25 protein-coding genes are annotated in these 26,134 nt (G+C 62.3%); 8 read left to right on the top strand and 17 right to left on the bottom strand.

Features of this window, described 5'->3' with window-relative positions:
• Nucleotides 1-4: 4 nt before the first annotated feature.
• From rseP to rpsB, 8 genes are all read right to left on the bottom strand, one after another.
• On the bottom strand, nt 5-1,372 hold the full coding sequence (gene rseP / locus QZ613_RS04520; protein WP_291867895.1) for an RIP metalloprotease RseP: 1,368 nt from the start codon (nt 1,370-1,372) through the stop codon (nt 5-7).
• Nucleotides 1,369-2,574 (bottom strand): 1-deoxy-D-xylulose-5-phosphate reductoisomerase, encoded by a 1,206-nt coding sequence (ispC, locus tag QZ613_RS04515; protein ID WP_291981627.1) that lies wholly within the window; start codon nt 2,572-2,574, stop codon nt 1,369-1,371. Before ispC ends, rseP begins: the two co-directional genes overlap by 4 nt.
• Complete coding sequence (locus tag QZ613_RS04510) at nt 2,571-3,410, bottom strand: phosphatidate cytidylyltransferase (protein ID WP_043565404.1); 840 nt, start codon at nt 3,408-3,410, stop codon at nt 2,571-2,573. Before QZ613_RS04510 ends, ispC begins: the two co-directional genes overlap by 4 nt.
• Nucleotides 3,403-4,200, bottom strand: a complete 798-nt coding sequence (gene uppS, locus QZ613_RS04505; protein ID WP_043565403.1) for a polyprenyl diphosphate synthase — start codon at nt 4,198-4,200, stop codon at nt 3,403-3,405. The genes QZ613_RS04510 and uppS overlap by 8 nt, the downstream gene beginning before the upstream one ends.
• A gap of 22 nt (nt 4,201-4,222) precedes the next feature.
• Nucleotides 4,223-4,783 carry a ribosome recycling factor gene (frr, locus tag QZ613_RS04500; protein WP_043565501.1) on the bottom strand — a complete coding sequence of 187 codons (561 nt, stop codon included), beginning with the start codon at nt 4,781-4,783 and terminating at the stop codon, nt 4,223-4,225.
• Between the two features lie 11 nt (nt 4,784-4,794).
• Entirely contained in the window at nt 4,795-5,517 is a 723-nt protein-coding gene (pyrH, locus tag QZ613_RS04495) for a UMP kinase (protein WP_291867886.1), read from the bottom strand.
• 41 nt (nt 5,518-5,558) lie between these two features.
• Nucleotides 5,559-6,452, bottom strand: coding sequence for a translation elongation factor Ts (gene tsf, locus QZ613_RS04490; protein ID WP_043565401.1), 894 nt, complete (start codon nt 6,450-6,452; stop codon nt 5,559-5,561).
• A gap of 111 nt (nt 6,453-6,563) precedes the next feature.
• Nucleotides 6,564-7,307, bottom strand: a complete 744-nt coding sequence (rpsB, locus tag QZ613_RS04485) for a 30S ribosomal protein S2 (RefSeq protein ID WP_043565399.1) — start codon at nt 7,305-7,307, stop codon at nt 6,564-6,566.
• Nucleotides 7,308-7,662: 355 nt separating this feature from the next.
• Between rpsB and map the strand changes: the two genes are divergently transcribed.
• From map to QZ613_RS04450, 7 genes are all read left to right on the top strand, one after another.
• Nucleotides 7,663-8,475 carry a type I methionyl aminopeptidase gene (gene map, locus QZ613_RS04480; protein WP_043565398.1) on the top strand — a complete coding sequence of 271 codons (813 nt, stop codon included), beginning with the start codon at nt 7,663-7,665 and terminating at the stop codon, nt 8,473-8,475.
• Nucleotides 8,472-11,054 (top strand): [protein-PII] uridylyltransferase, encoded by a 2,583-nt coding sequence (locus tag QZ613_RS04475; RefSeq protein WP_291867880.1) that lies wholly within the window; start codon nt 8,472-8,474, stop codon nt 11,052-11,054. The genes map and QZ613_RS04475 overlap by 4 nt, the downstream gene beginning before the upstream one ends.
• Nucleotides 11,055-11,427: 373 nt before the next feature.
• Entirely contained in the window at nt 11,428-11,781 is a 354-nt protein-coding gene (locus QZ613_RS04470; RefSeq protein WP_291867877.1) for a hypothetical protein, read from the top strand.
• A gap of 37 nt (nt 11,782-11,818) precedes the next feature.
• Nucleotides 11,819-12,070: an HPr-rel-A system PqqD family peptide chaperone gene (locus QZ613_RS04465; protein WP_291867874.1), complete on the top strand. Its 252-nt coding sequence runs from the start codon at nt 11,819-11,821 to the stop codon at nt 12,068-12,070.
• Entirely contained in the window at nt 12,067-13,041 is a 975-nt protein-coding gene (locus QZ613_RS04460) for an HprK-related kinase A (protein WP_291867869.1), read from the top strand. Before QZ613_RS04465 ends, QZ613_RS04460 begins: the two co-directional genes overlap by 4 nt.
• Nucleotides 13,038-14,147 carry a nucleotidyltransferase family protein gene (locus QZ613_RS04455; RefSeq protein WP_291867866.1) on the top strand — a complete coding sequence of 370 codons (1,110 nt, stop codon included), beginning with the start codon at nt 13,038-13,040 and terminating at the stop codon, nt 14,145-14,147. Before QZ613_RS04460 ends, QZ613_RS04455 begins: the two co-directional genes overlap by 4 nt.
• Before the next feature lie 68 nt (nt 14,148-14,215).
• Nucleotides 14,216-17,338 carry an error-prone DNA polymerase gene (locus QZ613_RS04450; RefSeq protein ID WP_291867864.1) on the top strand — a complete coding sequence of 1,041 codons (3,123 nt, stop codon included), beginning with the start codon at nt 14,216-14,218 and terminating at the stop codon, nt 17,336-17,338.
• A 28-nt stretch (nt 17,339-17,366) separates the two neighbouring features.
• On the opposite strand, the gene rimO is transcribed toward QZ613_RS04450, so the two are convergent.
• Nucleotides 17,367-18,692: a 30S ribosomal protein S12 methylthiotransferase RimO gene (rimO, locus tag QZ613_RS04445; protein WP_043565392.1), complete on the bottom strand. Its 1,326-nt coding sequence runs from the start codon at nt 18,690-18,692 to the stop codon at nt 17,367-17,369.
• Between the two features lie 113 nt (nt 18,693-18,805).
• Nucleotides 18,806-19,024 carry a hypothetical protein gene (locus QZ613_RS04440; RefSeq protein WP_043565391.1) on the bottom strand — a complete coding sequence of 73 codons (219 nt, stop codon included), beginning with the start codon at nt 19,022-19,024 and terminating at the stop codon, nt 18,806-18,808.
• Nucleotides 19,025-19,482: 458 nt separating this feature from the next.
• Here QZ613_RS04440 and QZ613_RS04435 point away from each other — a divergent pair, with 458 nt between their 5' ends.
• On the top strand, nt 19,483-20,295 hold the full coding sequence (locus tag QZ613_RS04435; protein WP_043565389.1) for a DUF2189 domain-containing protein: 813 nt from the start codon (nt 19,483-19,485) through the stop codon (nt 20,293-20,295).
• 32 nt (nt 20,296-20,327) lie between these two features.
• On the opposite strand, the gene QZ613_RS04430 is transcribed toward QZ613_RS04435, so the two are convergent.
• From QZ613_RS04430 to QZ613_RS04400, 7 genes are all read right to left on the bottom strand, one after another.
• Nucleotides 20,328-21,113, bottom strand: a complete 786-nt coding sequence (locus tag QZ613_RS04430) for a 3'-5' exonuclease (RefSeq protein WP_043565387.1) — start codon at nt 21,111-21,113, stop codon at nt 20,328-20,330.
• A gap of 118 nt (nt 21,114-21,231) precedes the next feature.
• Entirely contained in the window at nt 21,232-22,131 is a 900-nt protein-coding gene (gene cysM, locus QZ613_RS04425) for a cysteine synthase CysM (protein WP_291867833.1), read from the bottom strand.
• Nucleotides 22,124-23,128 carry an ADP-glyceromanno-heptose 6-epimerase gene (gene rfaD, locus QZ613_RS04420; RefSeq protein ID WP_291981623.1) on the bottom strand — a complete coding sequence of 335 codons (1,005 nt, stop codon included), beginning with the start codon at nt 23,126-23,128 and terminating at the stop codon, nt 22,124-22,126. Before rfaD ends, cysM begins: the two co-directional genes overlap by 8 nt.
• A 9-nt stretch (nt 23,129-23,137) precedes the next feature.
• Nucleotides 23,138-24,070 (bottom strand): D-glycero-beta-D-manno-heptose-7-phosphate kinase, encoded by a 933-nt coding sequence (gene rfaE1, locus QZ613_RS04415; protein ID WP_291867830.1) that lies wholly within the window; start codon nt 24,068-24,070, stop codon nt 23,138-23,140.
• 83 nt (nt 24,071-24,153) lie between these two features.
• Nucleotides 24,154-25,323, bottom strand: a complete 1,170-nt coding sequence (gene lapB, locus QZ613_RS04410) for a lipopolysaccharide assembly protein LapB (protein WP_291867827.1) — start codon at nt 25,321-25,323, stop codon at nt 24,154-24,156.
• A 162-nt stretch (nt 25,324-25,485) separates the two neighbouring features.
• Entirely contained in the window at nt 25,486-25,770 is a 285-nt protein-coding gene (locus QZ613_RS04405; protein WP_291867824.1) for a LapA family protein, read from the bottom strand.
• 65 nt (nt 25,771-25,835) lie between these two features.
• Nucleotides 25,836-26,129, bottom strand: a complete 294-nt coding sequence (locus QZ613_RS04400) for an integration host factor subunit beta (protein WP_043565383.1) — start codon at nt 26,127-26,129, stop codon at nt 25,836-25,838.
• Between the last annotated feature and the right edge of the window lie 5 nt (nt 26,130-26,134).

Raw genomic sequence — 26,134 nt, 5'->3', positions numbered from 1 at the left:
GAGCTCAGCCGGAAAACAGTCGATTGATATCGTTGTAGAAAGCGAAAGCCATCAACATGAACAGGAGCGCCATGCCGATCTTCTGACCGACTTCCATGCTGCGCTCGGAAACTGGCCCACGCTTGATGATTTCGACGAGATAATACAACAAATGGCCCCCATCCAGAATCGGGATTGGCAAGAGATTCAGGACGCCGAGGCTGATGCTGACCAGCGCCAGGAACTTGATGTAGTAGTCCAGCCCCAGCCTCGCCGATCGGCCGGCGTAGTCAGCAATGGTCACCGGGCCGCTGATATTTCGCCACGATACTTCGCCAGTGATCATCTTGCCGATCATCAACAGGGTGAAGGTCGACTTCTCCCAAGTCTCCACGACCGCCTTGGTCAATGCCACGAGAGGGCCGTAGCTGATGGTGACCATCAACGCGGCGTGCGACCGGTCGCCATCGCTGACGGCGACGCCAATGCGGCCGATCTCCTTCCCCTGTTCGTCGACCGCGACCGGAGTCACGGTGATCGCCATTTGCTTGCCGTCACGCAGAAGATCGAGCGCAAGAGGCTTCCCCGGCGAGCGGCGCACGATGCGCACGAAGTCTGCCCAGCTGTCGATGGCCTGGCCATCAACACCCAGCACCGTGTCTCCGGAACGCAAACCGGCGTCGGCTGCAGCGCTGTTGCCACTGATCGTGCCGAAAACCGCGGGCAGTTGCGGACGGTAGAGGCCCAAACCGAGGCGTGCCAGGGCGTCACCGTCCCAGCCCGATTGCCGGACGGGCGACACGTCGAGACGACGGATGCTGATCTCGTTGCGGGCATTGATCACTTCAAGGTCGATCAGGTCCTGATCGACCGCCCGCTGCAGCAACAACCAACGCATGTCCTGCCAGGTCTGAACCTTTTCCCCGGCGACCTTGAGCACCAACTCGCCGTCTTCCAGTCCGGCTGCAGCGGCAGCACTGGCCGCCACCGGCGCTCCCAGCAGTGGCTTGAACTCCTCGGTACCGTGCCAGAAGAGCCCCCAATAGAGCACGATAGCGAGCAGGAAGTTGGCTGCGGGTCCCGCTGCAACGACGAGAATTCGCGACAGCACCGGCTGCCGGTTGAAGCTGCGCGGCAAGTCTTCGACAGCAACCTCGCCTTCGCGCTCGTCGACCATCTTGACATAACCGCCCAGGGGAAAGGCGGCAATCGCCCACTCGGTGCCGTCCGCCCCCAAGCGCTTCGACCACAGCGGCCGGCCGAAACCGACCGAGAAACGCAGCACCTTGACGCCGACCCAACGGGCGACGAGATAGTGGCCGAACTCATGCACCACGACCAGAATTCCGAGGACCAGGGCAAACGCCGCCAGGTAGTACAGAAAGCCACTCATTGACGGCCTAGCACGACGACCAACTGCTCGGCGGCGATGCGTGCCATTCGATCGGCGGCCAGGACTTCGGCCAGCGAGCCTGGCACGCAGCTTGCCGGCAACTCGTCCATGGCGCCGGCAATCACCCGGGGAATTGCCGTGAAGCCGATGCGCCCGTCGAGGAAAGCCTCGACTGCTACTTCGTTGGCCGCATTCAGCGTCGTTGGCGCGCAACCGCCCTCCTTGAGAGCACGATAGGCAAGGGCAAGGCAGGGAAAGCGCTGCAAGTCGGGGCGCTCGAAATGCAGCGCCGCCACCTTGAACAGGTCCAGCGGTTCGACACCGGCAGAAATACGCTGCGGGTAGGCCAGCGCATGCGCGATCGGCGTACGCATGTCCGGATTGCCCAGTTCGGCAATCACCGAGCCGTCAGCATACTGAACCAGCGAATGGACAATGCTTTCCGGGTGGATCACCACTTCGATGCGCTCGGCCGGGACGTTGAACAGCCAATGCGCCTCGATCACCTCGAGACCCTTGTTCATCATCGTCGCCGAGTCCACCGAAATCTTCCGTCCCATCACCCAGTTCGGATGCGCACAGGCCTGCTCCGGACTGACCGAAGCAAGGTCAGCGACCGGCGTCAGACGAAACGGACCGCCCGAGGCCGTGAGATACAGACCCAGCACCCCGCCGTCGTCAGGATCACCCGAATAACCACTCGGCAACGACTGAAAGATCGCATTGTGCTCGCTATCGATCGGCAACAGGATGGAGGCACTCTGACGAATGGCGCGCATGAAAACCGCGCCAGCCATGACCAATGCTTCCTTGTTGGCGAGCAGAATCTTCTTGCCGGCGACGGCCGCTGCCAAGGTCGGCGGCAAGCCGGCCGCACCGACGATGGCCGCCATGACGGTGTCAATCTCGGGCAGCGCCGCCATGCGCAACAGCGCATCAGGGCCGTAGCCAACCTCGGTCCTGGAGCCGACGGCGAGCAAGCGCGCCGCGAGTTCGGCAGCCAGGGCGGCCTCGCCGACAACGGCATGGCGCGGCTCAAACTCGACGCACTGCTCGAACAGGCGATCGATCTGCCGATGCGCACACAGGGCCACCATTTGATAGCGCTGCGGATGGCGACGAACGACGTCCAGGGTATTGACCCCGATCGACCCGGTCGATCCGAGGATCGTCAAGCGTTGCACGGCGCTGCCCGCATTCATGGAAAAGTCACCAGCCAGACCAGGGCAACCAGTGGCAGCGTCGAAGTGAGACTGTCGATACGATCAAGAACCCCCCCATGCCCGGGCAAGACGTTACTGCTATCTTTCAGGCCTGCCTGGCGTTTGAGCAAGGACTCAAAGAGATCGCCGACGACGCTGATCGAGGTCAGAGCGACCAGTACCACGAGCAGCAGAAATGGCTTCTCGGCCAGCGCCACCGGCAGTTTCGACGACAACAGAAAGCCATACGCGAGGACTGCGATGCCACCGCCAACGGCCCCCTCCCAGGTTTTTCCCGGGCTGATATTGGGCGCCAGCTTGTGTTTCCCGAAACGGCGACCGGCAAAGTAGGCACCAATGTCCGCCAGCCAGACGACGACCATGATCGCCAGCAAGGCCAGCGCCCCCGCTTGCCTTAGCTGCACCAGGGCCAGCCACGTCGGCAGGATCAAGACCATGCCGGTCAGCAGGCCAAGCAGCGCGTTCGACAAAAGCCAACGGCGGCCCAGCCAGATCGGTACCGCGAGGAGCCAGAAAGCGGCCGCGGGCAAATAGAGGAAGGCACCCAGGCGCCACGCTGCCGGCTGCGAAAAACCCGCGCCAAGCCCGACAGCAGCCGGTTCGACGGCACTCAGCAAGGCGCACAGCGCGACGACCAGAACCCCAAGCGCGATCCGTGCGACCGCAGCAAGGCGCATCAACGCCCCCCACTCCCAGGCGGCGACGGCGGCTATCGCCGTGACGAAGACCAGCCAACCCGCGGGCGGCAGGTAGAAAAGGGCGGTAAAGAAAGCGGCGAACAGGACGACCGCGGTGATTACCCGCGTCCTAAGCATCTATACGCCGGCCCGTCGCTGCTGCACTGGTCGCCGGAGAACCGTCAACCAGTTGCTCGCTGGTTCGTCCGAAACGGCGTTCGCGCTTCTGAAAAGACGCCAGCGCGGCATCGAAAGCGGCTGCATCAAACTCCGGCCAGAGCATTTCGGTGAAGTAGAACTCGGAATAGGCCAGCTGCCAGAGCAGGAAATTGCTGATCCGCTGTTCGCCACCCGTGCGGATGAACAGATCGGGCTCCGGCGCGTAGCTCATCGCCAGGTGTGGCGCGAGATCGCTCTCGGCCCACTCGCCAATCTTTTCCGGCTCACTAAGCACCATGCGGTTGACGGCCTGAAGAATGTCCCAGCGCCCACCGTAGTTCGCAGCCACGGTCAGGATCAGCCGAGTGTTGCCTGCCGTCCGCTCCTCGGAGCTGCGGATTAGCGCCTGCAGGTCCACATCGAAGCGTGACAGATCGCCGACCACCCGCAGGCGAACCCCGTTGCGATGCAGCTTGCTGACTTCATCCTTCAGCGCCCTTACGAAGAGCTGCATCAAGAGGGAAACTTCCTCTTGCGGACGACGCCAGTTCTCCGAGCTGAATGCAAATAGGGTCAGAAACTCGACACCCCGCTCAAGACAGGTCTTGACCGTCGCACGCACGGTTTCGACGCCACGATGATGGCCCGCAAAGCGCGGCAACAGACGCTTCCTGGCCCATCGCCCATTGCCGTCCATGATGATCGCCACATGCCGCGGCACCGCCGAAGTTGCCGGAACTCCGCGAGTGGAACTGGCGAAAAGTGCCATTGCTATAACTGGTCCCCTAGCCCTAGATAGCCATCAACTCGGTTTCCTTGTGGCTGAGTTGCTGATCGATTTCCGCAACGTGACGGTCGGTGAGTTTCTGAATGTCGTCCTGAGCGCGGTGCTCTTCATCTTCGGAGCACTCCTTGTTCTTGAGCATTTCTTTCAGTGTTGCAATGGCGTCCCGCCGCAAATTGCGAATCGCCACCTTGGCACCTTCGGCCTCGGCTTTCACCACCTTGATCAAGTCGCGCCGCCGATCCTCGGTCAGCGCCGGCATCGGCACCCGGATCAGATCCCCTTGCGACGACGGATTGAGCCCCAGGTCACAGTCACGAATGGCCTTCTCGACCTTCGCCGCCATGCCTTTCTCCCAGGCCTGAACCCCTAGCGCACGGGCATCGATCAAGGTCACGTTGGCGACAGTATTGATCGGCACCATCGAACCATAGTATTCGACCTGGACGTGGTCGAGTAGCCCAATATGAGCACGCCCGGTGCGCACCTTGGCGAGGTCCACCCGGAGCGCGTCCAGGGACTTCTGCATCTTCTTCTCTGTAGCCTTTTTTACATCTGCTATGGACATCTTGGTCTCCGTCAGCAATACACCAGGGTGCCTTCATGCTCGCCCATCGTAACCCGCTGCAAAGCGCCCTTCTTGAAAATCGAGAAGACGTTGATCGGCAACTTCTGGTCTCGACAGAGCGCGAAAGCAGTGGCATCCATCACCGCCAGATTCTGGGCAATCGCCTCGTCGAAGCTGATCCGGTCGTAGCGAATGGCCAGGGGATCCTTCTTCGGGTCTGCCGAGTAGATGCCATCTACCTTGGTCGCCTTAAGCACGATTTCAGCACCGATTTCTGCACCACGCAAGGCGGCGGCCGTATCGGTCGTGAAGAAGGGGTTTCCCGTCCCACCGGAAAAGATCACCGTCCGACCCTGTTCCAGGTAGCGAATGGCCTTGGCACGGATGTACGGCTCGACGACCTGCTCAATGTTCAGTGCCGACTGAACGCGCGAGGCCATTCCGGCTGAGCGCATGGCATCGTGCAGGGCCAAGCCGTTCATCACCGTCGCCAGCATCCCCATGTAGTCTGCCTGAGCCCGGTCCATGCCCGACGCGGCGGGGGCAACACCGCGAAAGATGTTGCCCCCGCCGATCACCACGCCGACCTGAACGCCCATGTCGACGATCACCTTGATTTCAGCAACGATTCCGGAAATCGTCTGCCGGTTGATGCCGTAAGCATCAGAGCCCATGAGGGCCTCACCGGAGAGTTTGAGCAGGATGCGCTTGTATCTTGGCGATTTATTGGACATTGGCGTCTAGCTCCATGGTCGGTGTGGCGACGGGTCTTCGCTTACTTCTGGGCCGCAGCGGCCTGGGCAGCCACCTCGGCCGCGAAATCGTTGCTCCTCTTGGCAATGCCTTCGCCAACGACAAACAGCGTGAAACCCTCAACCGATGCCCCTTTGGCCTTGAGTAACTGGGCGATCGTCTGCTTGCCGTCTTCGGCCTTGACAAAGACCTGGCCAAGCAGGGTCACCTCATTGAGGAATTTCTGCACCGTGCCCTCGGCAATTTTTTCCAGCATCGCTTCCGGCTTGCCGGCTTCTTTTGCTTTTTCGATAGCGATGCGCCGCTCGCTCTCGATCAGATCAGCGGCGACCCCCGTCGAATCCAGCGCCTTCGGCTTGCCGGCAGCGATCTGCATGGCCAGATCCTTGCCCAGTTGCTCGTCACCACCCTGAAAATCGAGCAGGACGCCGATCTTGGCGCCACCATGAATGTAGGTAGCGAGCCTGCCCTTGGCCTGCATGCGCACGAAGCGCCGAATCGACATGTTTTCGCCAATTTTTCCGACCAAGGCAGTACGCGTCGACTCGACGGTCCCGTCACCCAGCGGCAAGGCCGACAAGGCAGCCACGTCGGCCGGGTCGTGGCTGGCGACCAGCGCCGCACTATCGCTGGCGAGTTTCAGAAACTCGTCGTTCTTGGCGACGAAATCGGTCTCAGAATTGACTTCGATCAGAACACCAACCTTGCCGTCGTCCGACAGATAAACTGCCACCACACCCTCGGCGGTAATTCGACTTGCGGCCTTGCTCGCTTTCGAACCAAGCTTGACGCGCAGAATTTCTTCAGCCTTGCCAAGGTCACCAGCAGCCTCGGTCAGCGCCCGTTTGCACTCCATCATCGGCGCGTCGGTTCTCTCGCGCAACTCTTTCACCATACTTGCGGTAATTTCCGCCATTGCAATCTCCACTTGTGGACACGGCCGGAAGTGCCGGCCGCGCCTCACTGAACAGTTCAGGACAAACAGGCCGGGGGCGACAGCACGCCGCACGGCCGCAGCAGGCGACGATCAGTCGTCGCTGGCCTCTTCAATGAACTCATCGCCAGAAACCGCTTCGATGATCTCCTCGACAAACTGGCTGCGCCCCTCAAGAACGGCATCGGCGACACCGCGCGCGTACAGACGGATGGCGCGCGAAGAATCATCGTTACCCGGGATGACGTAGTCGACACCGTCCGGCGAATGGTTGGTATCGACAACCGCCACCACCGGAATACCCAGCTTGCTGGCCTCGGTTATGGCGATCTTGTGGTAGCCGACGTCAATCACGAACAGCGCATCGGGCAAGGTCGCCATATCCTTGATACCACCGATGGACTTGAGCATCTTGTCCAGTTCGCGCGTGGTCATCAGTGCCTCTTTCTTGCCCAGGCGCTCCAGAGAACCATCTTCGACCATGCCTTCCATCTCTTTGAGGCGCTTGATCGACTGCTTGATCGTCTTGAAGTTGGTCAGCATTCCACCCAACCATCGCTGGTCAACGTACGGCGAAGTGCAACGAGAGGCTTCCTCGGCCATAATTTCGCGCGCCTGGCGCTTGGTCCCGACAAACAGAATGTTGCCCTTGTTCGCGGACAGCTTGCGAACGAAAGTCATGGCTTCGTTGTACTTGGCCAGCGTCCTTTCCAGGTTGACGATATGGATCTTGTTGCGGGCGCCAAATATGTAGGGCGCCATCTTGGGGTTCCAGAATCGTGTCTGGTGGCCGAAGTGAACGCCGGCCTCGAGCATCTGACGCATCGTTGTAGACATATGTTTTTACTCTCACTATCAGGGTTGGACCACCATTCGCCCAGCTACAGCCTGCCGTGTTGTGTTGGCAGACACCCTTGAACAGGCGAATGTGCGAAATGAAGCGTGCCGCGGTCGGCACACCCGGCGTAGCACAGCGGCACGCCTTCCTGCCTTGCTGACCGCAGCCAGCAAAACCGGGCGATACTACCATCAATGGCACCTGTAGTTCAATTGACGTCGTAGGTCGTTCGCCGGTCGCGGATCTGCCACGCCGACGAGAAGTTCACGCCGCACGGTCAGCGCTCGGCAAATTGCCTAAGCGGGTGGCTTCCTTTATCCTTGCTCCTCTTACACTTGGCGGCGACCAAAACGCATGAGCGTCACACTGAAAACTCCCCTGGAAATAGAAAAAATGCGCGTCGCGGGCCGGCTCACGGCCGAAGTGCTCGACTTCATCACGCCGTACCTCAAAGCGGGAATCACGACCGGCGAGCTTGATCGCCTCTGCCACGACTACATGGTCGATGTTCAGGGCAGCATTCCGGCGCCACTCAACTACGCTCCGCCGGGCTACCAGCCCTATCCGAAGTCGATCTGCACCTCGGTAAACCACCAGGTTTGCCACGGCGTTCCCGGCGATCGCCAGCTGAAGAACGGCGACATCGTCAATCTTGATGTCACGGTAATCAAGGACGGCTATCACGGTGACAGCAGCCGCATGTTTCAGATTGGAGAAACGTCGGTTCAGGCGCGGCGGCTGTGCGAGATCACCTTTGAATGCCTGTGGCTCGGCATCGCGCAGGTACGCGCCGGCGCGCATCTCGGCGATATCGGCCATGCCATTCAGCAGCAGGCCGAAAAATCGGGCTACTCGGTCGTCCGCGAGTTCTGTGGTCACGGCATTGGCGCCAAGTTTCACGAAGAACCGCAGGTAGTTCACTATGGTCGCCCGCACACGGGTCTCGAGTTGCAGGCGGGAATGGTTTTCACCATCGAACCGATGATCAATGCCGGCAAGGCGCCGATCAGGACCATGGCCGATGGCTGGACCATCGTGACCAAGGATCACAGCCTGTCCGCACAATGGGAGCACACCATCCTGGTGACGGAAACGGGTTACGAAGTACTCACCGTATCCGCGGCTACGCGCCCGCCACCCGACGGAATCCCCGGGCATCGGCAGTGAACGCTGATATCGTCGACCCGCTGGCGCTGGTCGCGCACTACCGCTCACGCCTGCAACTGGGTCAAGCAGCGATTCGCGAACGCTACCTCGCCAGCAGCGACGCGCCGCACCTGTTGCACGAGCGTTGCGCTCTGATCGATGAAGTTCTCTGCGACCTGTGGCAATCGCTGCACCTGCCGGCGTCCCTGGCTCTGCTCGCCGTCGGTGGCTACGGGCGTGGCGAGCTCTACCCAGCGTCGGACGTAGACCTGCTGCTGCTGCTCCCCGCACCGCCCGACGGCAATTTGACGACGCAACTGGAACAGGCTGTCACCCTTTGCTACGACATCGGCCTGGAAATCGCCCCCAGCGTGCGCACCGTCGACGAGTGCGCACAGGCCGCGGCAAGCGACCTCACGATTCAGACGGCGCTCCTCGAAGCGCGCCTGCTGATTGGCAGCAACCAGCTCTTCGAGAAATTCTCGACCGGACTCGAAGAGGTCCTTGATCCACTCACTTTTTTCGAAGCCAAACGTAGCGAACAGGACGAGCGCCACCTGCGCTATGACGATACCCCCTACAGCCTGGAACCCAACTGCAAGGAAGGTCCGGGCGGGCTGCGTGACCTGCAGACGATACTGTGGATTGCCAGTGCGGCGGGTTACGGTTCCACGTGGGCCGAACTGGCGAGATACGGTTTCCTGACCCACGAAGAAGAAGCACAGCTGCAACGCAGCATCAAGTTCCTGCAGCAGTTGCGGACCCGTCTGCACGTTCATGTCGGCCGCCGAGAAGATCGACTTCTCTTCGACTACCAGACCGCCCTCGCGGAGCAGCTTGGCTACCGGGCAACCGCAACCCGGCGGGCCAGCGAACTGCTGATGCAGAAGTACTACCGGACGGCGAAAGAAGTCACCCAGATCAACACCATCCTGCTCCTGAATATCGGTGCCGCCATATCGCCGCTGCCGGATCAACCACCGCAGCCAATCAACGAACGCTTCCAGAATACGCACGACTTTCTCGACGTCGCGGATGACCAGATCTTCCACCGCGAACCGGCAGCCATCCTCGAAGCCTTCCTGCTGATGGAAAAGAATCCAGCACTGCAGGGCATGACAGCACGCACACTGCGCGCGCTGTGGCACGCGCGCACGCTGATCAACGACGAGTTCCGCCGCGATCCCGCCAATCGCGCACGCTTTCTGGAGATCATGCAACAGCGACGCGGCGTGCTGCATGAACTCCGGCGCATGAACCAGTTCGGCATTCTCGGCCGCTACCTGCCGAATTTCGGCAAGATCGTCGGCCAGATGCAGCACGATCTGTTCCACGTCTATACCGTAGACCAGCACATCCTGCGCGTCCTGCGCAACCTGCGACGCTTTCTCGCCGACGAGTTCACCCACGAGTATCCGCTGTGCAGCGAGTTGATGAGCGATTTCCGCCGTCCGTGGGTGCTCTACGTCGCGGCCCTGTTCCACGACATCGCCAAGGGACGAGGGGGCGACCACTCGCGCCTCGGCGCCGTTGATGCGGCCCGGTTCTGCACCGACCACGGCCTCGCTGCAGCCGACAGTGAACTCATCGTGTGGCTGGTAGAGCAGCATCTGCTGATGTCCACCGTCGCCCAAAAGCAGGACATCGGTGACCCCGAAATCATCGGCGTATTCGCGGCGACGGTAAAGGACCCGCGCCACCTCACTGCGCTCTACCTATTCACGGTCGCCGACATTCGCGGCACCAGCCCGAAGGTCTGGAACAGCTGGAAGGGCCAACTCCTTGAACAACTGTTCAGGGGCACCTGCCGAGCGCTGCTGGCCGGCGGTGAAGCGCCCGTCAGGCAGGGCCTGATCGAGGAACGCCAGCAAGAGGCGTTGCGCCTGCTGCGCTATTTTGCACTTCCCGACGCGGTACACGAACGCCTGTGGAAACAGCTCGACACCGTGTACTTCCTGCGCCACTCCGCGGAAGAGGTGGCCTGGCATACGCGCGCCCTGCACTATCGGCCGGTGGTCGAACAAGCGGTCGTCAAAGCGCGCATCAACCCGCAGGGTGAAGGCCTGGAGGTGATGATCTACGCGCAGGACCAACCCGATCTTTTCGCGCGCCTAGTTGGTTTTTTTGGTCGCGCCGGTTACACCATCGTTGACGCCAAGATCCACACCACCCGTCACGGCTACGCGCTGGACAGCTTCATGCTGCTCAACCTTGGCGAACTTGGCAGCGATCGCGCGATGATCAGCTACATCGAGCACGAACTGCAAGAACGGCTGAGTCGCCCTGCTCCGCCCGAGGGCCCAGGCAACGGGCGTATCTCGCGCCAGGTAAAGCACTTCCCGATACACCCGCTGGTGACCATCGAACCGGACGAGAAAGGCGCGCATTACGTGCTATCGGTGAGCGCTGCCGACCGCCCCGGCCTGCTGTACACAATCGCCATGACTTTGGCCGCACACGGTGCTAATCTACACACAGCAAAGATTTCCACTCTCGGCGAACGGGTTGAGGACACCTTTCTGATCAGCGGCGGCGACCTCGGCATGACGGCCAGCCGCATCAAGCTGGAAACCGAGTTGCTGGAGCGTTTGAAACTCTAACAGCGCTCGTCCTCGGCGCGTGGAGAAAAGACACGTGTCGCAAATCATCCCGAAACAAGAAAAGAAACGACCGCCTCGACATCGGGGGCGGGTCGACTGTCGGTTTTTTTTACACATGACCATTCTGAACCATGCCATGAAACCGAGCCTTTGTTCCAATTCAATGCTTTAAAAGATTATTTGGGCGCCCACAAAGCCCTGGTATAGAATTTGCTTAAACATTATTCAAGCGCCTTAAAGCGATGGAAGCTTGAATGCCAAGGTCGGAGAAAGACCGCTTCTCTGGCAACTGTGTGATTTTGTCCGCAAGGCTTCCGGAGCACGAAAGCTAACATACGAGCGTCAGAGCAGAAATCGATCTCAAGGAAAGCACATGTCAATGACCGAATCGGAACGAACCAAGCTACGGCGGCGGCGCTTGCTCAAGAGTGCGGCTGCGGTACCTGCAATTTTCGTCCTTCCTGCCGGCGCAGAAGTCGCGAACAGCAGCCTGAACGCGTGCGTTGCCCGGGGTTTCCCGCCGGGCACTCAAACTCCAGCGAACCCGATCCCGGCGACCAGCCACGACCAGTGGGTACGGAGTTTTCAGCCCGCCGGTCCGAACGACAACCCTCCGGCAGGAAACTATCTGCAATTCGTCGACGGCAAACCGGTGGCTACCGCTTCATGTTGGAACTCGGTCCACCCGGGCGGACCGTTCGCCGACGGCCAAAACCTGATTCGCTGAGCAACCCGACGATTTTCTGCATCGCCAAACCGGGTCGATGACGCGCCTGCTCTACCGCCAACTGGGCGACGGTGCCGTCGTATTCGATACGGCGAATTGGCATACCCATATTCTCACCCCGGCGGCCGCGGTCATTTTCGAAGTGTTTGCTGAAGCGGGTAATGGTGATGCAATAGCAGAAAGCCGTGCGCTCGAACTGCTTCGCGAAGAGCTCGATGCAGACCCCGGCAGCCCGGAAATGCAACAGGTGTTGCGTTCTCTTCAGGAGATGGGCATGCTTGCTGGATGACCAGCCAGCAACCGCAGGAACCGCAGCACACACAGCCCACCCGCATCAGAGATCTGCCCCTTACCCTGCTCGAAAAGCGTTTTTCAACGGCCTCTCTGGCGCTCGACTACGGCGCCGCAATCGTCAGGGTTCGCTCACGCCTCGGCGTCTTCGTGCGTGATTTCCAGCAGGTCTATGGCGCGTTTGCAGTGGCCGACGCCCCCCCCTTCGCGGATTTCCATACCGAAGTCTGCGGCGGCCAGGGACTGCGTTCCTTCCTCAGACCGCAATCCCGTTTCCTGATCGACGGCATTCAGCCTTTTGACCCCTTCCCCAAGGCGCAGGCGCTGCCGCACTTTGAATGGGGCGTGAACTGGTGCTTTGCGCAACGCTTCAACCAGCACGTACTGCTCCACGCCGGCGCCCTGGCCCTGGGCGATCGCGCGGTGATCATGGCCGCGCCGCCAGGTGCCGGCAAGAGCACGCTGACCGCGGCGATGATGCTGCGCGGGTTTCGCATGCTGTCCGACGAGTTTGGCGTACTCTGCCCGCGCACCGGCAAGCTGTGGCCGATGCTCAAGCCGGTGGCGCTGAAGAACCGGGCGGTCGACGTGATCCGTGATTTCGCCGATAACGCGATTCTTGGCCCTCTCTACAAGGGAACGCGCAAAGGTGACGTCGCGCATCTGGCCCCGCTGGCGGCCAGCGTGGACGCGCGACAGCGGCCCGCTCGACCGTGCCTGCTGCTCTTCCCAAGCTTTCGCGACGGCGCCACGCTGAACATCCGACGCCTGCCTGGCGAAGAAGCGTTCGCGCGCGTGGCGTTCAACAGCTTCAACTACGCCCTTCTCGGCCAGATCTCCTTCGCTGCCGTCGCTGAAGTCGTCGCGGCCTGTCCGGCCTTTGCGCTGGAGTACAGCAGGCTTGACGAAGCCATCGAAGCGATACGCACGATGATCGCCGAGTCGACCAGCGATGCGGTGGCCACATGATCGCTCTGGGGCCCGCCGACCCCTGCGTGCATACGCTGCTGGCGTTGCTCGCCGACCCGCACCACGTGCTCAGTATTGGCCTACCGGAATGGGACAAGACGATTCGTCTTGCTCGCCAGGCACGACTGCTTGGCGTCCTCGCGCAGCGCATCCAGCCGCACGACGAACTTCGCTCGGCGGTGCCCGAGTGCGTCCTCGGCCACCTGCGCTCGGCGACGGTCTATTCGGCGCATCGCGGACACCTGCTGCGCATGGAGTTGACGGCCCTGGCCAAGGCACTGCCCCCGGAACTGCCGGTGGTCGTCCTCAAGGGGGCCGCCTACATGCTGCAGAAGCTTGACCTGGCACGCGGCCGCCTGCCCAGCGACGTCGACCTGATGGTCGCTCACAGCGACCTCGACCCGGCCGAGGCGGCGCTGCGCAATGCGGGCTGGGAGTTCGAAGAAATCGACGCCTATACCGAGCGCTACTATCGCCAATGGAGCCACGAACTGCCGCCGCTGCGTGTTCCCGGACATCCGCTCGAAGTCGACCTGCACCACACGATCACCCCGGTGACCGGTCGACTGAAGCCGGACACGACGCTGCTGTTTGCCGACCTGCAAGCGCTCCCCGGCGAGCGCTTCCTGGTCCTGCACCCGCTCGATCAGATCCTGCATGCGGTGGTTCATCTGTTCCAGGATTCCGACTTGCAGGCACATCTGCGCGACCTGGTCGATATCGACGGACTGCTTCGCGCCCATGTGCATTCGCACGACGATTGGCAGGCGCTCGCGGCACGCGCCGTGCAGCACCGGGTCGAGCGTCCGTTGTGGTACGCGCTGCGTTACTGTCGCGCCTGGCTGACAACGCCGGTTCCCGAGGATCTGCCATTGGCGACCCCGCCGGCAGCAGTGATTCGACTGTTTGACTGGGTCTTCCCACGCTGCACCCTGCCGCGAATTCCGGATCAGCCAGCGGGTATTTCGCGACGCACCGCTGCGCGCCTGGGCTCGCTCCGCCACCAATGGCTGCGCCTGCCGCCTGGCTTGCTCGTTCGTCAAATTGCCCACAAAAGCATGCGCGCCTGGCGAGCACGGATAACGCTCCGACAGCAGAGCGAGTAAGCGCCTGCGGAAAGACGCCGGACAGACGATATACTGTTTATTTATACAGTTTCGTGCCATGTCCAGCCATGTCTGATTGCCTTCCTGCCTACGCCGAACTTCACTGCTGCTCCAATTTTTCCTTCCTGCGCGGTGCCTCGCATCCGGAAGAACTGGTCAAACACGCGCAGGCTCTCGGCTACAGCGCGCTGGCCATCACCGATGAAGCATCGCTGGCCGGTGTCGTGCGGGCGCACCGGGCAGCCAGCGCGCATGGCCTGCCGCTGCTCATCGGCGCCGAATTTCATCTTGCCGATGATGCCGGCGCCGGTCTCCGGCTGGTCCTGCTGGCACAGAACCGAGCCGGTTACGGCAGGCTCTCGACGCTGATCACCCTGGCGCGGCGACGCTCACCCAAGGGCCAATACCGCCTCTACCGTGGCGACCTCGAGAGCGCCGGCGATTTTGCCGGCAGCAGCAGCGCCCTGCCCGACTGCCTGGCGCTGTGGATCCCGGGCGCTGGCGCCAGTGTGGCCGACGGTCGTTGGCTGGCAGCCCGCTTCCCGGCCCGCTCCTGGCTGGCCGTCGAACTGCATGCGGGGCCCGATGACAGGACACGCCTGACCATGCTGCTCGAACTGGCCACGGCCAGCGGCCTGCCGGCAGTCGCTGCTGGCGACGTGCACATGCACCGGCGCGCGCGCCGCCCGTTGCAGGATACGCTGACCGCGATCCGCCTGAAGAGCACGCTCTTTGCCGCCGGTCACGCACTCTTTGCCAATGGCGAGCGCCACCTGCGCAGCCGTCTGCGACTGGCACGGCTTTACCCGCCCGGGCTTCTCGCCGAAACGCTGACCATCGCCGCACGCTGCCAATTCTCGCTGGCCGAACTGCGCTACGAATACCCTGACGAAGTGGTACCTGCCGGGCAGACGGCGCCGGCTTTCCTGCGCGCCGAAGTCGAAAAAGGGCTGCGCCGACGCTATCCGGGCGGGGAAGCAGCAGCGGTGCGCGAGCGCGTCGAACACGAACTCGCGCTGATCGGCGAACTCTCCTACGAAGCCTATTTCCTGACCGTCTACGACCTGGTCAATTTTGCCCGCAGCCGGAACATTCTTTGCCAGGGACGCGGCTCGGCCGCCAACTCGGCCGTCTGCTACTGCCTGGGGATCACCGAAGTCGACCCGGCACGTTCGCGGCTCCTTTTCGAGCGCTTCATTTCGCGGGAACGCGGTGAGCCGCCGGACATCGACGTCGATTTCGAACACCAGCGGCGCGAAGAGGTGATTCAGTACCTCTACCAGCGCTACGGGCGTGAACGCGCCGCACTGACGGCAACGGTGATCACTTACCGGACGCGCGGCGCTTTGCGCGACGCCGGCCGCGCCCTCGGTTTCGGCAGCGCCCAGATCGACGCACTGACCGCCTCGCTGGCGTGGTGGGACAAGCGCGAGCAACTGCCCGAACGCCTGCGCGCAGTCGGCCTCGACCCGGCGGCGCCGCGCGTCGCCAAGTGGCTGACACTGGCCGAAGCGCTGCGCGGTTTTCCCCGCCATCTCTCGCAACACGTCGGTGGCTTCGTCATCTCGCGCGGCCCACTGGCACAGCTGGTGCCGCTAGAGAATGCCACCATGCCCGAGCGTACGGTGATCCAGTGGGACAAGGACGATCTCGACACGCTCGGACTGTTGAAAGTCGACATCCTGGCCCTCGGCATGCTCTCGGCGATCCACCGGGCGCTGGATCTGGTCGGCATTCACTTGCCGGATGTACCGCCCGAAGACCCGGCAGTCTATGACATGCTTTGCGCTGCCGACACGATCGGCGTCTTTCAGATCGAATCGCGTGCACAGATGGCCATGTTGCCGCGCCTCAGACCGCGCAATTTCTACGACCTGGTCATCGAAGTGGCGTTGGTCAGGCCGGGGCCGATCCAGGGCGACATGGTCCATCCCTACCTGCGTCGCCGGCACGGCCAGGAAGCCATCGAGCCGATGCGTCCGGAAATTGCCGCCGTCCTCGGGCGCACCTGCGGCGTGCCGATTTTCCAGGAACAGGTGATGCAACTGGCGGTCGTCGCCGGCGGCTTCACTCCCGGCGAGGCCGATCAACTGCGGCGGGCGATGGCCGCCTGGCGACGCAAGGGGGGGCTCGAACCTTTCGAAGAGAAGCTGATCACCGGTATGCGCCAGCGCGGCCATGACGAAGCCTTCGCGCAGCGTGTCTTTGCGCAGATTCGCGGTTTCGGCGAATACGGTTTCCCCGAATCACACGCCGCCTCGTTCGCCTTGCTGGTGTACGTCTCGGCCTGGCTCAAGCGCCATCATCCGGCGGCCTTTCTCTGCGCACTGCTCAACAGCCAGCCGATGGGCTTCTACTCCCCTTCCCAATTGCTGCAGGACGCGCGCCGGCATGGCGTCGATGTGCGGCCGGTGACAGTCAATGACAGCACCTGGGAAGCGCGACTCGAAAGCGCCGGCGGCGAGGCGGGAACGGTGGCCGGCAGGCCTGCCGTCCGCCTCGGTCTGGGCAGTATTTCCGGCCTGCCGCAAGCCGCTGCCGCGCGTCTGCTCGAAGCCCGTCGGCAGCAGCCGCTGCGCAGCGTTGCCGAGCTCGCCACACGCGCCCAGCTGACCGACAAGGATCTCGCACTGCTCGCCGCCGCCGGCGCCCTGGCCAGCCTTGCCGGCCATCGTCGGCAAGCCGCTTGGTTGGCCGCCGGCGCCAAGCTGCAGCGCGACCTGCTGGGCAGCGTACCGCCGCCGGAAGAGGCTACCGAGCTCGCCACGCCATCCGAGGCCGAGGAGCTGATTGCCGACTACGCCGCAACCGGCTTCACCCTCGGTCGCCACCCCCTGACGCTGCTGCGCAGCCGACTCAGTGCGCAGCGCTTCGTTTCCGCCAGCGAGCTGCAGAATGCGCCCGACCGCCAGCTCGCTCGCGCCGCTGGAATTGTCACCTGCCGGCAACGGCCAGGCACCGCCAGCGGCATTGTTTTTGTCACCCTGGAAGATGAAACCGGGCTGGCCAACATCGTCGTGCACTCACGGCTGGTCGAGCAGCAGCGCCACGAACTGCTCGGCGCCCGCCTGCTCGGCGTTCTCGGGCAGGTACAGCGCGAAGGTCAGGTCGTCCATCTGGTGGCCAAACGGCTTGTTGACCTGTCTTCCTTGCTTGGCCGCCTGCCAACCGCGAGTCGCAATTTTCATTGACCGCCAGGACGAGCGGACGGCCAGATTGTCAGGCAGCGCGAGCAACGATCTCGGCGTACAGGTCGTGCTCGTCGGCGTCGACCACACGCACGCGCAGGAAGTCGCCGGGTTCGGCGTCGAAGTACTCGTTGACGAAAACCAGGCCGTCGATTTCCGGCGCGTCCGCCGCCGAACGGGCAATCGTTCCGTCGTCATCGACCTCGTCGACCAGGACCTCGATCTCGCGCCCGATCTTCGCTGCCAGCAACTCGGCCGAGATATCCTCCTGCAGTTCCATCAACCGTCGCTTGCGCTCCTCGCGAACCTCCTCCGCCACCGCGCCGGGAAGCGCATTGGCCGCCGCGCCGTCGACCGCCGAATAGGCAAAGCAACCGACGCGATCCAGGCGAGCCTCGGCGATGAAAGCCAGCAATTCCTCGAACTCGGCTTCGCTCTCACCAGGAAAACCGGTAATGAAAGTGCTGCGCACCGTGATGTCCGGACAAACCGCCCGCCACGCCCGCAGCCGCTCAAGATTGTTCTCGGCACTCGCCGGTCGTTTCATCGCCTTCAGCACGCGCGCACTGGCGTGCTGGAAAGGCACGTCGAGATAGGGCAGGATTTTTCCTTCGGCCATCAGCGGCAGCAACGCGTCGACGCTCGGGTAAGGATAAACGTAGTGCAAACGCACCCAGATCCCGAGTTCCCCCAGTGCTTCGCAGAGCTCGCGCAGTCGGGTGCGCAGCGGCCGACCGCTGGCAAACCCCGTTCGATACTTGACATCGACGCCGTAGGCGCTGGTGTCCTGCGAGATGACCAGCAACTCCCGAACACCCGCGTCTGCAAGATTTCTTGCCTCCTGCAACACGTCGCCAATCGGTCGGCTGAGCAGCGGGCCGCGCATGGACGGAATGATGCAGAAGGTACAACTGTGATTGCAACCCTCTGAAATCTTCAGGTAGGCGAAATGCTGCGGCGTCAGCTTGATGCCCTGTGGCGGGACCAGGCTGACGAAGGGGTCGTGCGGCTGTGGCAAGTGCGCATGCACATGCTGCAAGACCTCGTCGGCGGCATGCGGACCGGTCACCGCCAGAACCTGCGGATGCGCCTTGCGAATCACCTCTTCCCGGGCCCCCAGGCAACCGGTGACGATCACCTTGCCATTCTCGGTCAGCGCCTCGCCAATGGCGTCGAGCGACTCCTCGACGGCGGCGTCGATGAAACCGCAGGTATTGACGACGACCAGATCGGCGCCTTCATACGAAGGCGAGATCAGATAACCTTCGGCCCGCAGCTTGGTGAGAATCTGTTCGGAATCGACGAGAGCTTTCGGACAACCCAGCGAAACGAAACCGATGTTTTTCGGCTTTGACATGGCATACCAGTGATGTTGAGTAGCTCGCCAGTATACCGTCAGCCCGAGGCGATTCAGGTCTTACGCGATGCGCGCGGTCGTCCGGCGCCAATCCCCGCAAATGATTGCCAGGATCACCGGCGCGAGCGCCCGGAACCGTCTGCGCAGCCTTGTGCGACGAGCAGCAGGAAACAGCCGATGACGACCGCGGCAATGCCTGCCTGCATCAGCGTCCCCAGCTGGATGCCCGCCAACCAGTAATTGCCGAGCAGACGCGCGACAGCAGCGACGACGCACAGCAGCAGGCCAGCAAAGCCGACAACGCGTCCCAACAACAACAGAAGAGCATCCATTTTTTTACCCTTTTTGCATCGAGAACGAATCGTGTTGCTCCGTCATGAGAGGAACAAGCGACGCGATTCGCTGACCGAGAAAGCACCATGAACGACGCCGAGAGAGGACGCCGACCGGCCCGATTGTAAGCGAGGCCCATCCGGAGTCAAGGAGAGAAGCACGCGACGGCGTGCCCCACTGCTCGCCGACCCCCAGCAGCGCGACGATCGGCCACTGCGGCGCTGGTCTCGGCAAAAGGTTACGAACGCTGCACAGTGTGCTATATAAACGACGCACCGTTCATTGCGTCACGGTATACGCAGCATTCAATCCTTCGGCAGCCCCTTGGGCGGTTCCCGCGAAATCCTGTAAGGAGTGGCCGCCAGCCCGAGGATGTTGGGGCGATTCGGCCAGAGAAGCCGGAGCGCCATCGCTGCAGGGGAGCACGAACCAGGAACAAGCCAGAGGAGACCCGTCGATGAGCGAAAATGAACCGCCAGCCACCGAGAACCGTGCCAGCCGCTTCCCGGTCATCCGCAGCGTAAAAACCGGCGCCGTCATCGGCTGGATGCGTGGCGGCTGGCATGACCTTCGCCGAGGAGGCCGGGCCAGCCTGTTCTACGGCAGTTGCTTCGCTATCGCCGGTTGGCTGATGCAGATCGTTTTTGCCGAAGCCTACGCGCTCTTCGCAGGCCTGACGACAGGCTTCCTGCTGGTCGGCCCGTTCCTTACGCTGGGACTCTACGACCTCAGTCGGCAGATCGAATTCGGCATGCCCCCGCGACTGTTACCGACGCTCGCCGCCTGGCGTCCGAACCTGCCCAATGTCGGTCTCTTTGCCGCCCTTCTGGCCATCGTCTTGCTCGTCTGGGCACGCGCATCGATCATCGTTTTTGCCCTCTTCTTTACCGGCGGGTTTCCGACCTTCGGCAATGTCGTGCATACCGTTCTGACTTTCGAGCAACTCGACTTCGCGCTGGTCTACTTTGCCGTCGGCGGTTTCTTCGCGATGTTCGTTTTTGCCATCAGCGTCATCGCCGTACCCCTGATGTTCGACCGCAAGACAGACGCCGTCACCGCGACCATCGCCAGCCTCGTCGCCTGCGGTCGCAACCCGGGCCCGCTGCTGCTTTGGGGAACGTGCATCGGAATCCTTGGCATCATCGGCTTCGCGACCTTTTTTGTCGGCCTGATCATCACCATGCCGCTGGTCGGACACTCCACGTGGTACGCGTATCGGGATATCGTCGCCCCTGAAGAGGACGAACAGGGGGCAGCGGCCGCCGCTTGAATGGTGCTGGTGCTGCCCACGCGTCCCCGCCGCTACTCCCAGGCGGCGAGGAACTCCTGCCAGTGCGGCTTGCCGATCTTCGCCAGTTCGCCGCGCACGAAAGATATCTCGGCATCGTACTCGGCGCGAGACAACTCGCCGCGCAGCAGACGAAAGCGGACCGAAACAAGGTAGGTATTGAGCACGTCTGTCTCGCAGTAGTCGCGCACGCCCGACATTCCACCCGTCAGCCACGCCTGCCACACCTTGCCGCCGTCCATGCCCAATTTGCCGGGAAAACCGATCAGCTTGGCAAGTTCATCCAGACGAACGCTGGCCCGCGGCTGATACAGGGCCAGCAGATCCATCAGGTCGAGATGGCGCGAGTGGTAACGGCTGATGTAGTTGTTCCACTTGAAGTCGCGGCTATCGGCGTAATCGCTGTCACCGAGGTCCCAGTAGCGCGGCGCCATGACGCCATGGATGAGCCCCCGATAGTGGAGCACCGGCAGGTCGAAGCCGCCCCCATTCCAGGAAACGATCTGCGGCGTGAACTTCTCGACGCCGTCAAAGAAACGCTGGATGATCTCGCCCTCGCCCTGCTCGGGCTCGGCCAGAGACCAGACGCGGAAGTCCCTGCCGGCGCGCAGCGCACACGAAATCACCACCACCCGCTGCAAATGCAGCGGCAGGAAGTCGTTGCCGTGCGTGGCGCGACGGTGCTGGAAAGCCAGTTCGGCGACCTCGTCATCGGACAGTGCCGCGTCGAGACCGTGCAGCCTCCGCAGACCTGCGACGTCCGGGATGGTTTCGATATCAAAGGCGAGAACGGGTTTCATCTCACACAGTCAGCGCATTCAGCAGGTTCGGCGCCGCAGCGAGGCGTACGCCGTGACCGGCGAGCCACCCAAACACACGCCACCAGGCGGCCATTGCGTTCACCGCCGACTACCGCCGTCACGCGGGAAAGACGCCCGTCGACAGGTAGCGATCACCGCGATCGCAGACGATACTGACGATGGTCGCGTTCTCGAGTTCGCCAGCCAGGCGCAAGGCAACGGCCAGCGCGCCACCGGAGGAAATGCCCGCGAAAATTCCTTCCTCGCGCGCCAGCCGCCGGGTCATCTCCTCAGCATCACCTTGCGCAACCGACTCGATACGGTCGACGCGAGCGCGGTCGAAAATCTTTGGCAGATAAGCTTCCGGCCATTTACGAATACCCGGGATCTGCGAACCATCCTCGGGCTGGCAACCGACGATGCAGATGCCCGGGTCTTGCTCCTTGAGAAAGCGCGAGACGCCCATGATCGTTCCCGTGGTCCCCATGCTGCTTACGAAATGACTGATTCGACCTTCCGTCTGGCGCCAGATCTCGGGCCCTGTCCCCGTGTAGTGGGCGAGCGGGTTGTCCGGGTTGGCGAACTGGTCAAGGATGATTCCGCGTCCCTCGTTGCGCATGCTTTCGGCCACGTCGCGTGCCACTTCCATGCCCCCATCGCGCGGCGTCAACACCAGTTCGGCACCAAAAGCGCGCATCGTTTGCCGACGTTCGACGCTCTGGTTCTCGGGCATGACCAGAATCATGCGGTAGCCGCGCATGGCAGCCGCCATCGCCAGCGCAATTCCGGTATTGCCGGAAGTCGCCTCGATCAGCGTATCACCGGGCTTGATATCGCCACGCTGCTCGGCGTGGACGATCATTGACAGCGCCGGCCTATCCTTGACCGAACCCGCCGGGTTGTTGCCCTCAAGCTTCGCCAGCACGACGTTCCCGCGCGCGTCGCAAGCGGCGCCCGGCAAACGCTTCAGGCGCACCAGAGGGGTGTCGCCGACGCTGTTCTCGAGCGTCTTATACACGGTCGCCCAGCCATTTGACGTACTGCGGAACCGCTTCTTCGACGCTGGAAAAGCGGTGCTTGTAGCCGGCCTTGTGCAGGAGCGAGAGATCGGCCTCGGTAAAGTTCTGGTACTTGCCGCGCAGATCCGCCGGAAACGGGATGTACTCGATCAGGCCTCGCCCGACCAGCTCGGCGAGCGGCAGCGCGTCGTGTCCAGCCAGCGCCCGGCAGGCATTGACGTTGGCCACGGCCAGCTCGTTGAAAGTCTGCGCACGACCGCTGCCGACGTTGTAGATTCCCGACCTGTCCGGATGATCAAGGAAGTGCAGATTCACGCGCACGATGTCGCCGATGTAGACGAAATCTCGCCGCTGCTCGCCGTCGGCGTAACCATCGCAACCTGCGAAAAGCTTCACCCGACCCTCGCGCTGGTATTGGTGAAAGTGATGGAAGGCGACCGACGCCATCCGCCCCTTGTGCGCTTCGCGTGGTCCGTAGACGTTGAAATAGCGAAAGCCGACCACCTGCGAGCTGCACGCGTCGGTCGCCGCGAGGCGCTGGCGGACGATCTGGTCGAAAAGGAACTTCGAATAGCCATAGACGTTCAGCGGCGCCTCATACTGCCGCTCTTCCCTGAACACGCTGCCGCCGCCATAGGTCGCCGCACTCGAGGCGTAGAGAAACTGGACTTCCTGATCGAGGCACCAGTCGAGAATCGCCAGCGAGTAGCGGTAGTTGTTCTCCATCATGTAGCGACCGTCGCTCTCCATGGTGTCGGAACACGCGCCCTGGTGGAGGATGGCATCGACATCGCCATCGAAATCGCCGGCAATCAGACGGTCAATGAACTCGTTCTTGTCGATGTAATCGGCAATCTCGCAATCGACGAGATTCCTGAACTTGTCGGCCTTGCTGAGATTGTCGACCGCAATAATGCTGCGCACGCCGCGCTCGTTGAGCGCCTTGACCAGATTGGCGCCGATGAAACCGGCAGCGCCGGTGACGATGGTGTACATGGTTCTACCTCACTTCAATGCAGCATCAAGCTCGTCACGGCCGACCACCGCCGTCCCGAGTTTGCCCACGACCACGCCGGCGGCGACATTCGCCGCATGCACCGCATCCGCCCAGCCAGCCCCTCCCGCCAACATCACGGCGAGCGTCGCGATGACCGTGTCACCGGCGCCGGAAACGTCGAAGACCTCCCTCGCCACTGCCGGCTCGTGGACCGCCCCTGCCGCGTGGAAGAGCGACATACCCTCCTCGCTGCGTGTCACCAGCAAGGCCTCAAGGCCCAGCTCGCTGCGCAGCGCCTCGGCCTTCCGGGCAAGGCCGTCATCGTCCTGCCAGCGACCGACAACTTCACGCAATTCGGCACGATTCGGGGTAACGATGGTGGCCCCGGCATACTTCGAGAAATCGTCACCTTTAGGATCGACGAGAACTTTCTTGCCGGCAGCACGTGCCATGCGGATCATCTCGGCAATATGCGCCAGCCCGCCCTTGCCGTAGTCGGAGAGAATCACCGCGTCGCAATCGGCCAGACGCGACTCAAACTCGACCAGCTTGGCGCGCAACACCTCGTGTGACGGCCAGGTCTCGAAATCAATACGCAGGAGCTGCTGCTGGCGGCCAATGACGCGCAACTTGACAGTCGTGCTGATCGCCGCGTCGACATGCAAGCTGACGTCGATGGCGCTGGCTTCGAGCAGGCGCTGCAGCTGCCGCCCGGCTTCGTCGTCACCGACGACCGACAACAGGCTGACCCGTGCCCCCAGCGCGGCCACATTGCGGGCAACGTTGGCAGCGCCCCCCGGACGCTCCTCGCTACGCGACACTTTGACCACCGGCACAGGTGCCTCGGGAGAGATGCGAGCGACCTCACCAAACCAGTAACGATCGAGCATCACATCGCCGACGATCAGCAAGCGTGCGCACGCCACGCTAGCAAATGGCATCACGGTCCCTATCGGCAAGACAAACTGGGCTCGCCGAACTGGCTTGCCCGGTAGCCAGCACGGTGGCAGGCAACATAGAACTCCTAGGGTGTCAGATCGAACTCTTCGGTGCGCTTCGGCGAGTAGGTCTCCCAACCGCCGCAGGCCGGACAGCGCCAGTAGAACTGACGTGCCTTGAAGCCGCAATTATCGCACCGATAGCGCGCCAGGCGACGCGTGTAGCCATGCACGATGCCTTTCGCCAGATCCAGGTCGGGGCGAATGTCGGGCGACGCAAAAAGCAGCCTCGCCTCGAGGAGCTTGTCAAAACCAAGCAGGGTCGGATTGCGCCTCAACTCATCGCGAACCAGCCGGTAAGCGGCTTCTGGGCCGCCGCTCTCGAGCTCCAGCTGGAAGACGACGTCGAGCAGGTCGAGCGACGGGTAGTGATCAAGATAGCCGCGCAACAGCTGCAGGCCCGCCTCACGCCGATCCAGCTTGCGAAAGGCGTCGAGCAAGCGTTTGGCGACCAGCGCCAGATAGACAGGATCCTGCTGTTCAATGCGCTGCCATGACGCAATGGCGGCGGCGAACTCTTCCTGCTGGAACTGCAGATCGCCCAGGAGAAGACTGGCTCGGACGCACTTGCGGTTGCGTTCGAGCGCCGTCTGCAGAAAGCTTGCCGCCAGATCCGGGCGCGAACGCATCATCTCGGCAGCCGCCAGCTCGCAGTAGTACTCGGCGACTTCCTTGTGCGACGCAAAATCCGGCAGTTCCGAGGCGATCGCGATCGCTTTCTCCCAGTCCTTCTCCAGCTGGTAAATCTCGAGCAGATTGCGCTTGGCGTCCTCAGCCAGCGCCGAGTCGCGCAGCTTCTCGAACACCGATTCTGCGCCGTCGAGCAGCCCGGCTTTCAGATAGTCCTGGCCCAGTTCGGCCAGCGCCTGCAGTTTCAGATCCTGCGGCAGGTCGTCGCGCTCGACGAGATTCTGGTGCATGCGAATAGCGCGCTCGGTCTCGCCGCGGCGACGAAACAGGCTACCCAGCGCAAAGTGAATTTCGATGGTCTGGGGGTCGACCTTGACGGCTTCGACAAAGGCCTCGATCGCACGATCGGGCTGCTCGTTGAGCAGGAAGTTGAGGCCCTCGAAATAAGAACGTGGAAGGGTACGCGACTCCTTGACCAGGTGCCGGATATCAACACGCGCCGCGGCCCATCCGAGCCCGAAGAAGAGCGGAAAGAGAAGTAGCTGCCAATACTCGAACTCAATCATTTGGGGAACGCAGCGGCGGCGCACACCCGCCACTGAAGCCGGGAGTGAAGGTCGCGCATGCGCTGTCGACGCCATCCGGCGAGCAGCACTGCGTACCGCTTATCAGATTCAGGAGGCGCCTGGCGATCGCCAGATCCCCCTGTGCCAGCTTCCCGAACAGACTCACATCTGGCTCTCGCGATGGCCGACGAGGCGAGCCCGGGCCTGGCCCAACTCGCGCTTCAATCTGGCCACCTCGCGACGCCGACCAAGCAGGGAAGCGAGCAGAAAGAGCATCCCCGAAGCGACACCAGCAGCAAAAAAAACGAACAGAACGATCGCCAGAGGCGCTTGCCATGCGGCGTCAAGAAAGAAACGGACGCCGACTGGATCCGTGTTTCTGAGCGCAAACGCAAGAAGAAAGAGAAACAGGGCAAATCTCAGGATCCACAACAACCAACGCATCATCAGCTTCCCATAGGAAACGGGCGGCAACACTCGTTGCCGCCCGCAATACGACATAGCCTGACCATTCAGATCACTTCCAGCGAGCCATCGACGCGCTCCCGCAATTCCTTCCCGGCCTTGAAATGCGGCACCCATTTTTCCGGAACGTCAACTTTCTCACCGGACTTTGGGTTTCGGCCAACACGCGGTGGCCGGTAATTCAGCGCAAAACTCCCGAAGCCACGAATCTCGATGCGATCGCCCCTGGACAGGGCTTCGGACATCGCATCGAGAATCGTTTTCACCGACAAATCAGCGTCCTTTGCGACCAGTTGGGGAAAGCGCCCGGCCAATTGACCGATAAGATCCGACTTGGTCATTCTCT

The organism is Candidatus Accumulibacter sp. ACC005, assembly GCF_907163215.1.
Taxonomy (GTDB): domain Bacteria; phylum Pseudomonadota; class Gammaproteobacteria; order Burkholderiales; family Rhodocyclaceae; genus Accumulibacter; species Accumulibacter regalis.
This window is presented reverse-complemented; position numbering and strand designations above follow the sequence as displayed.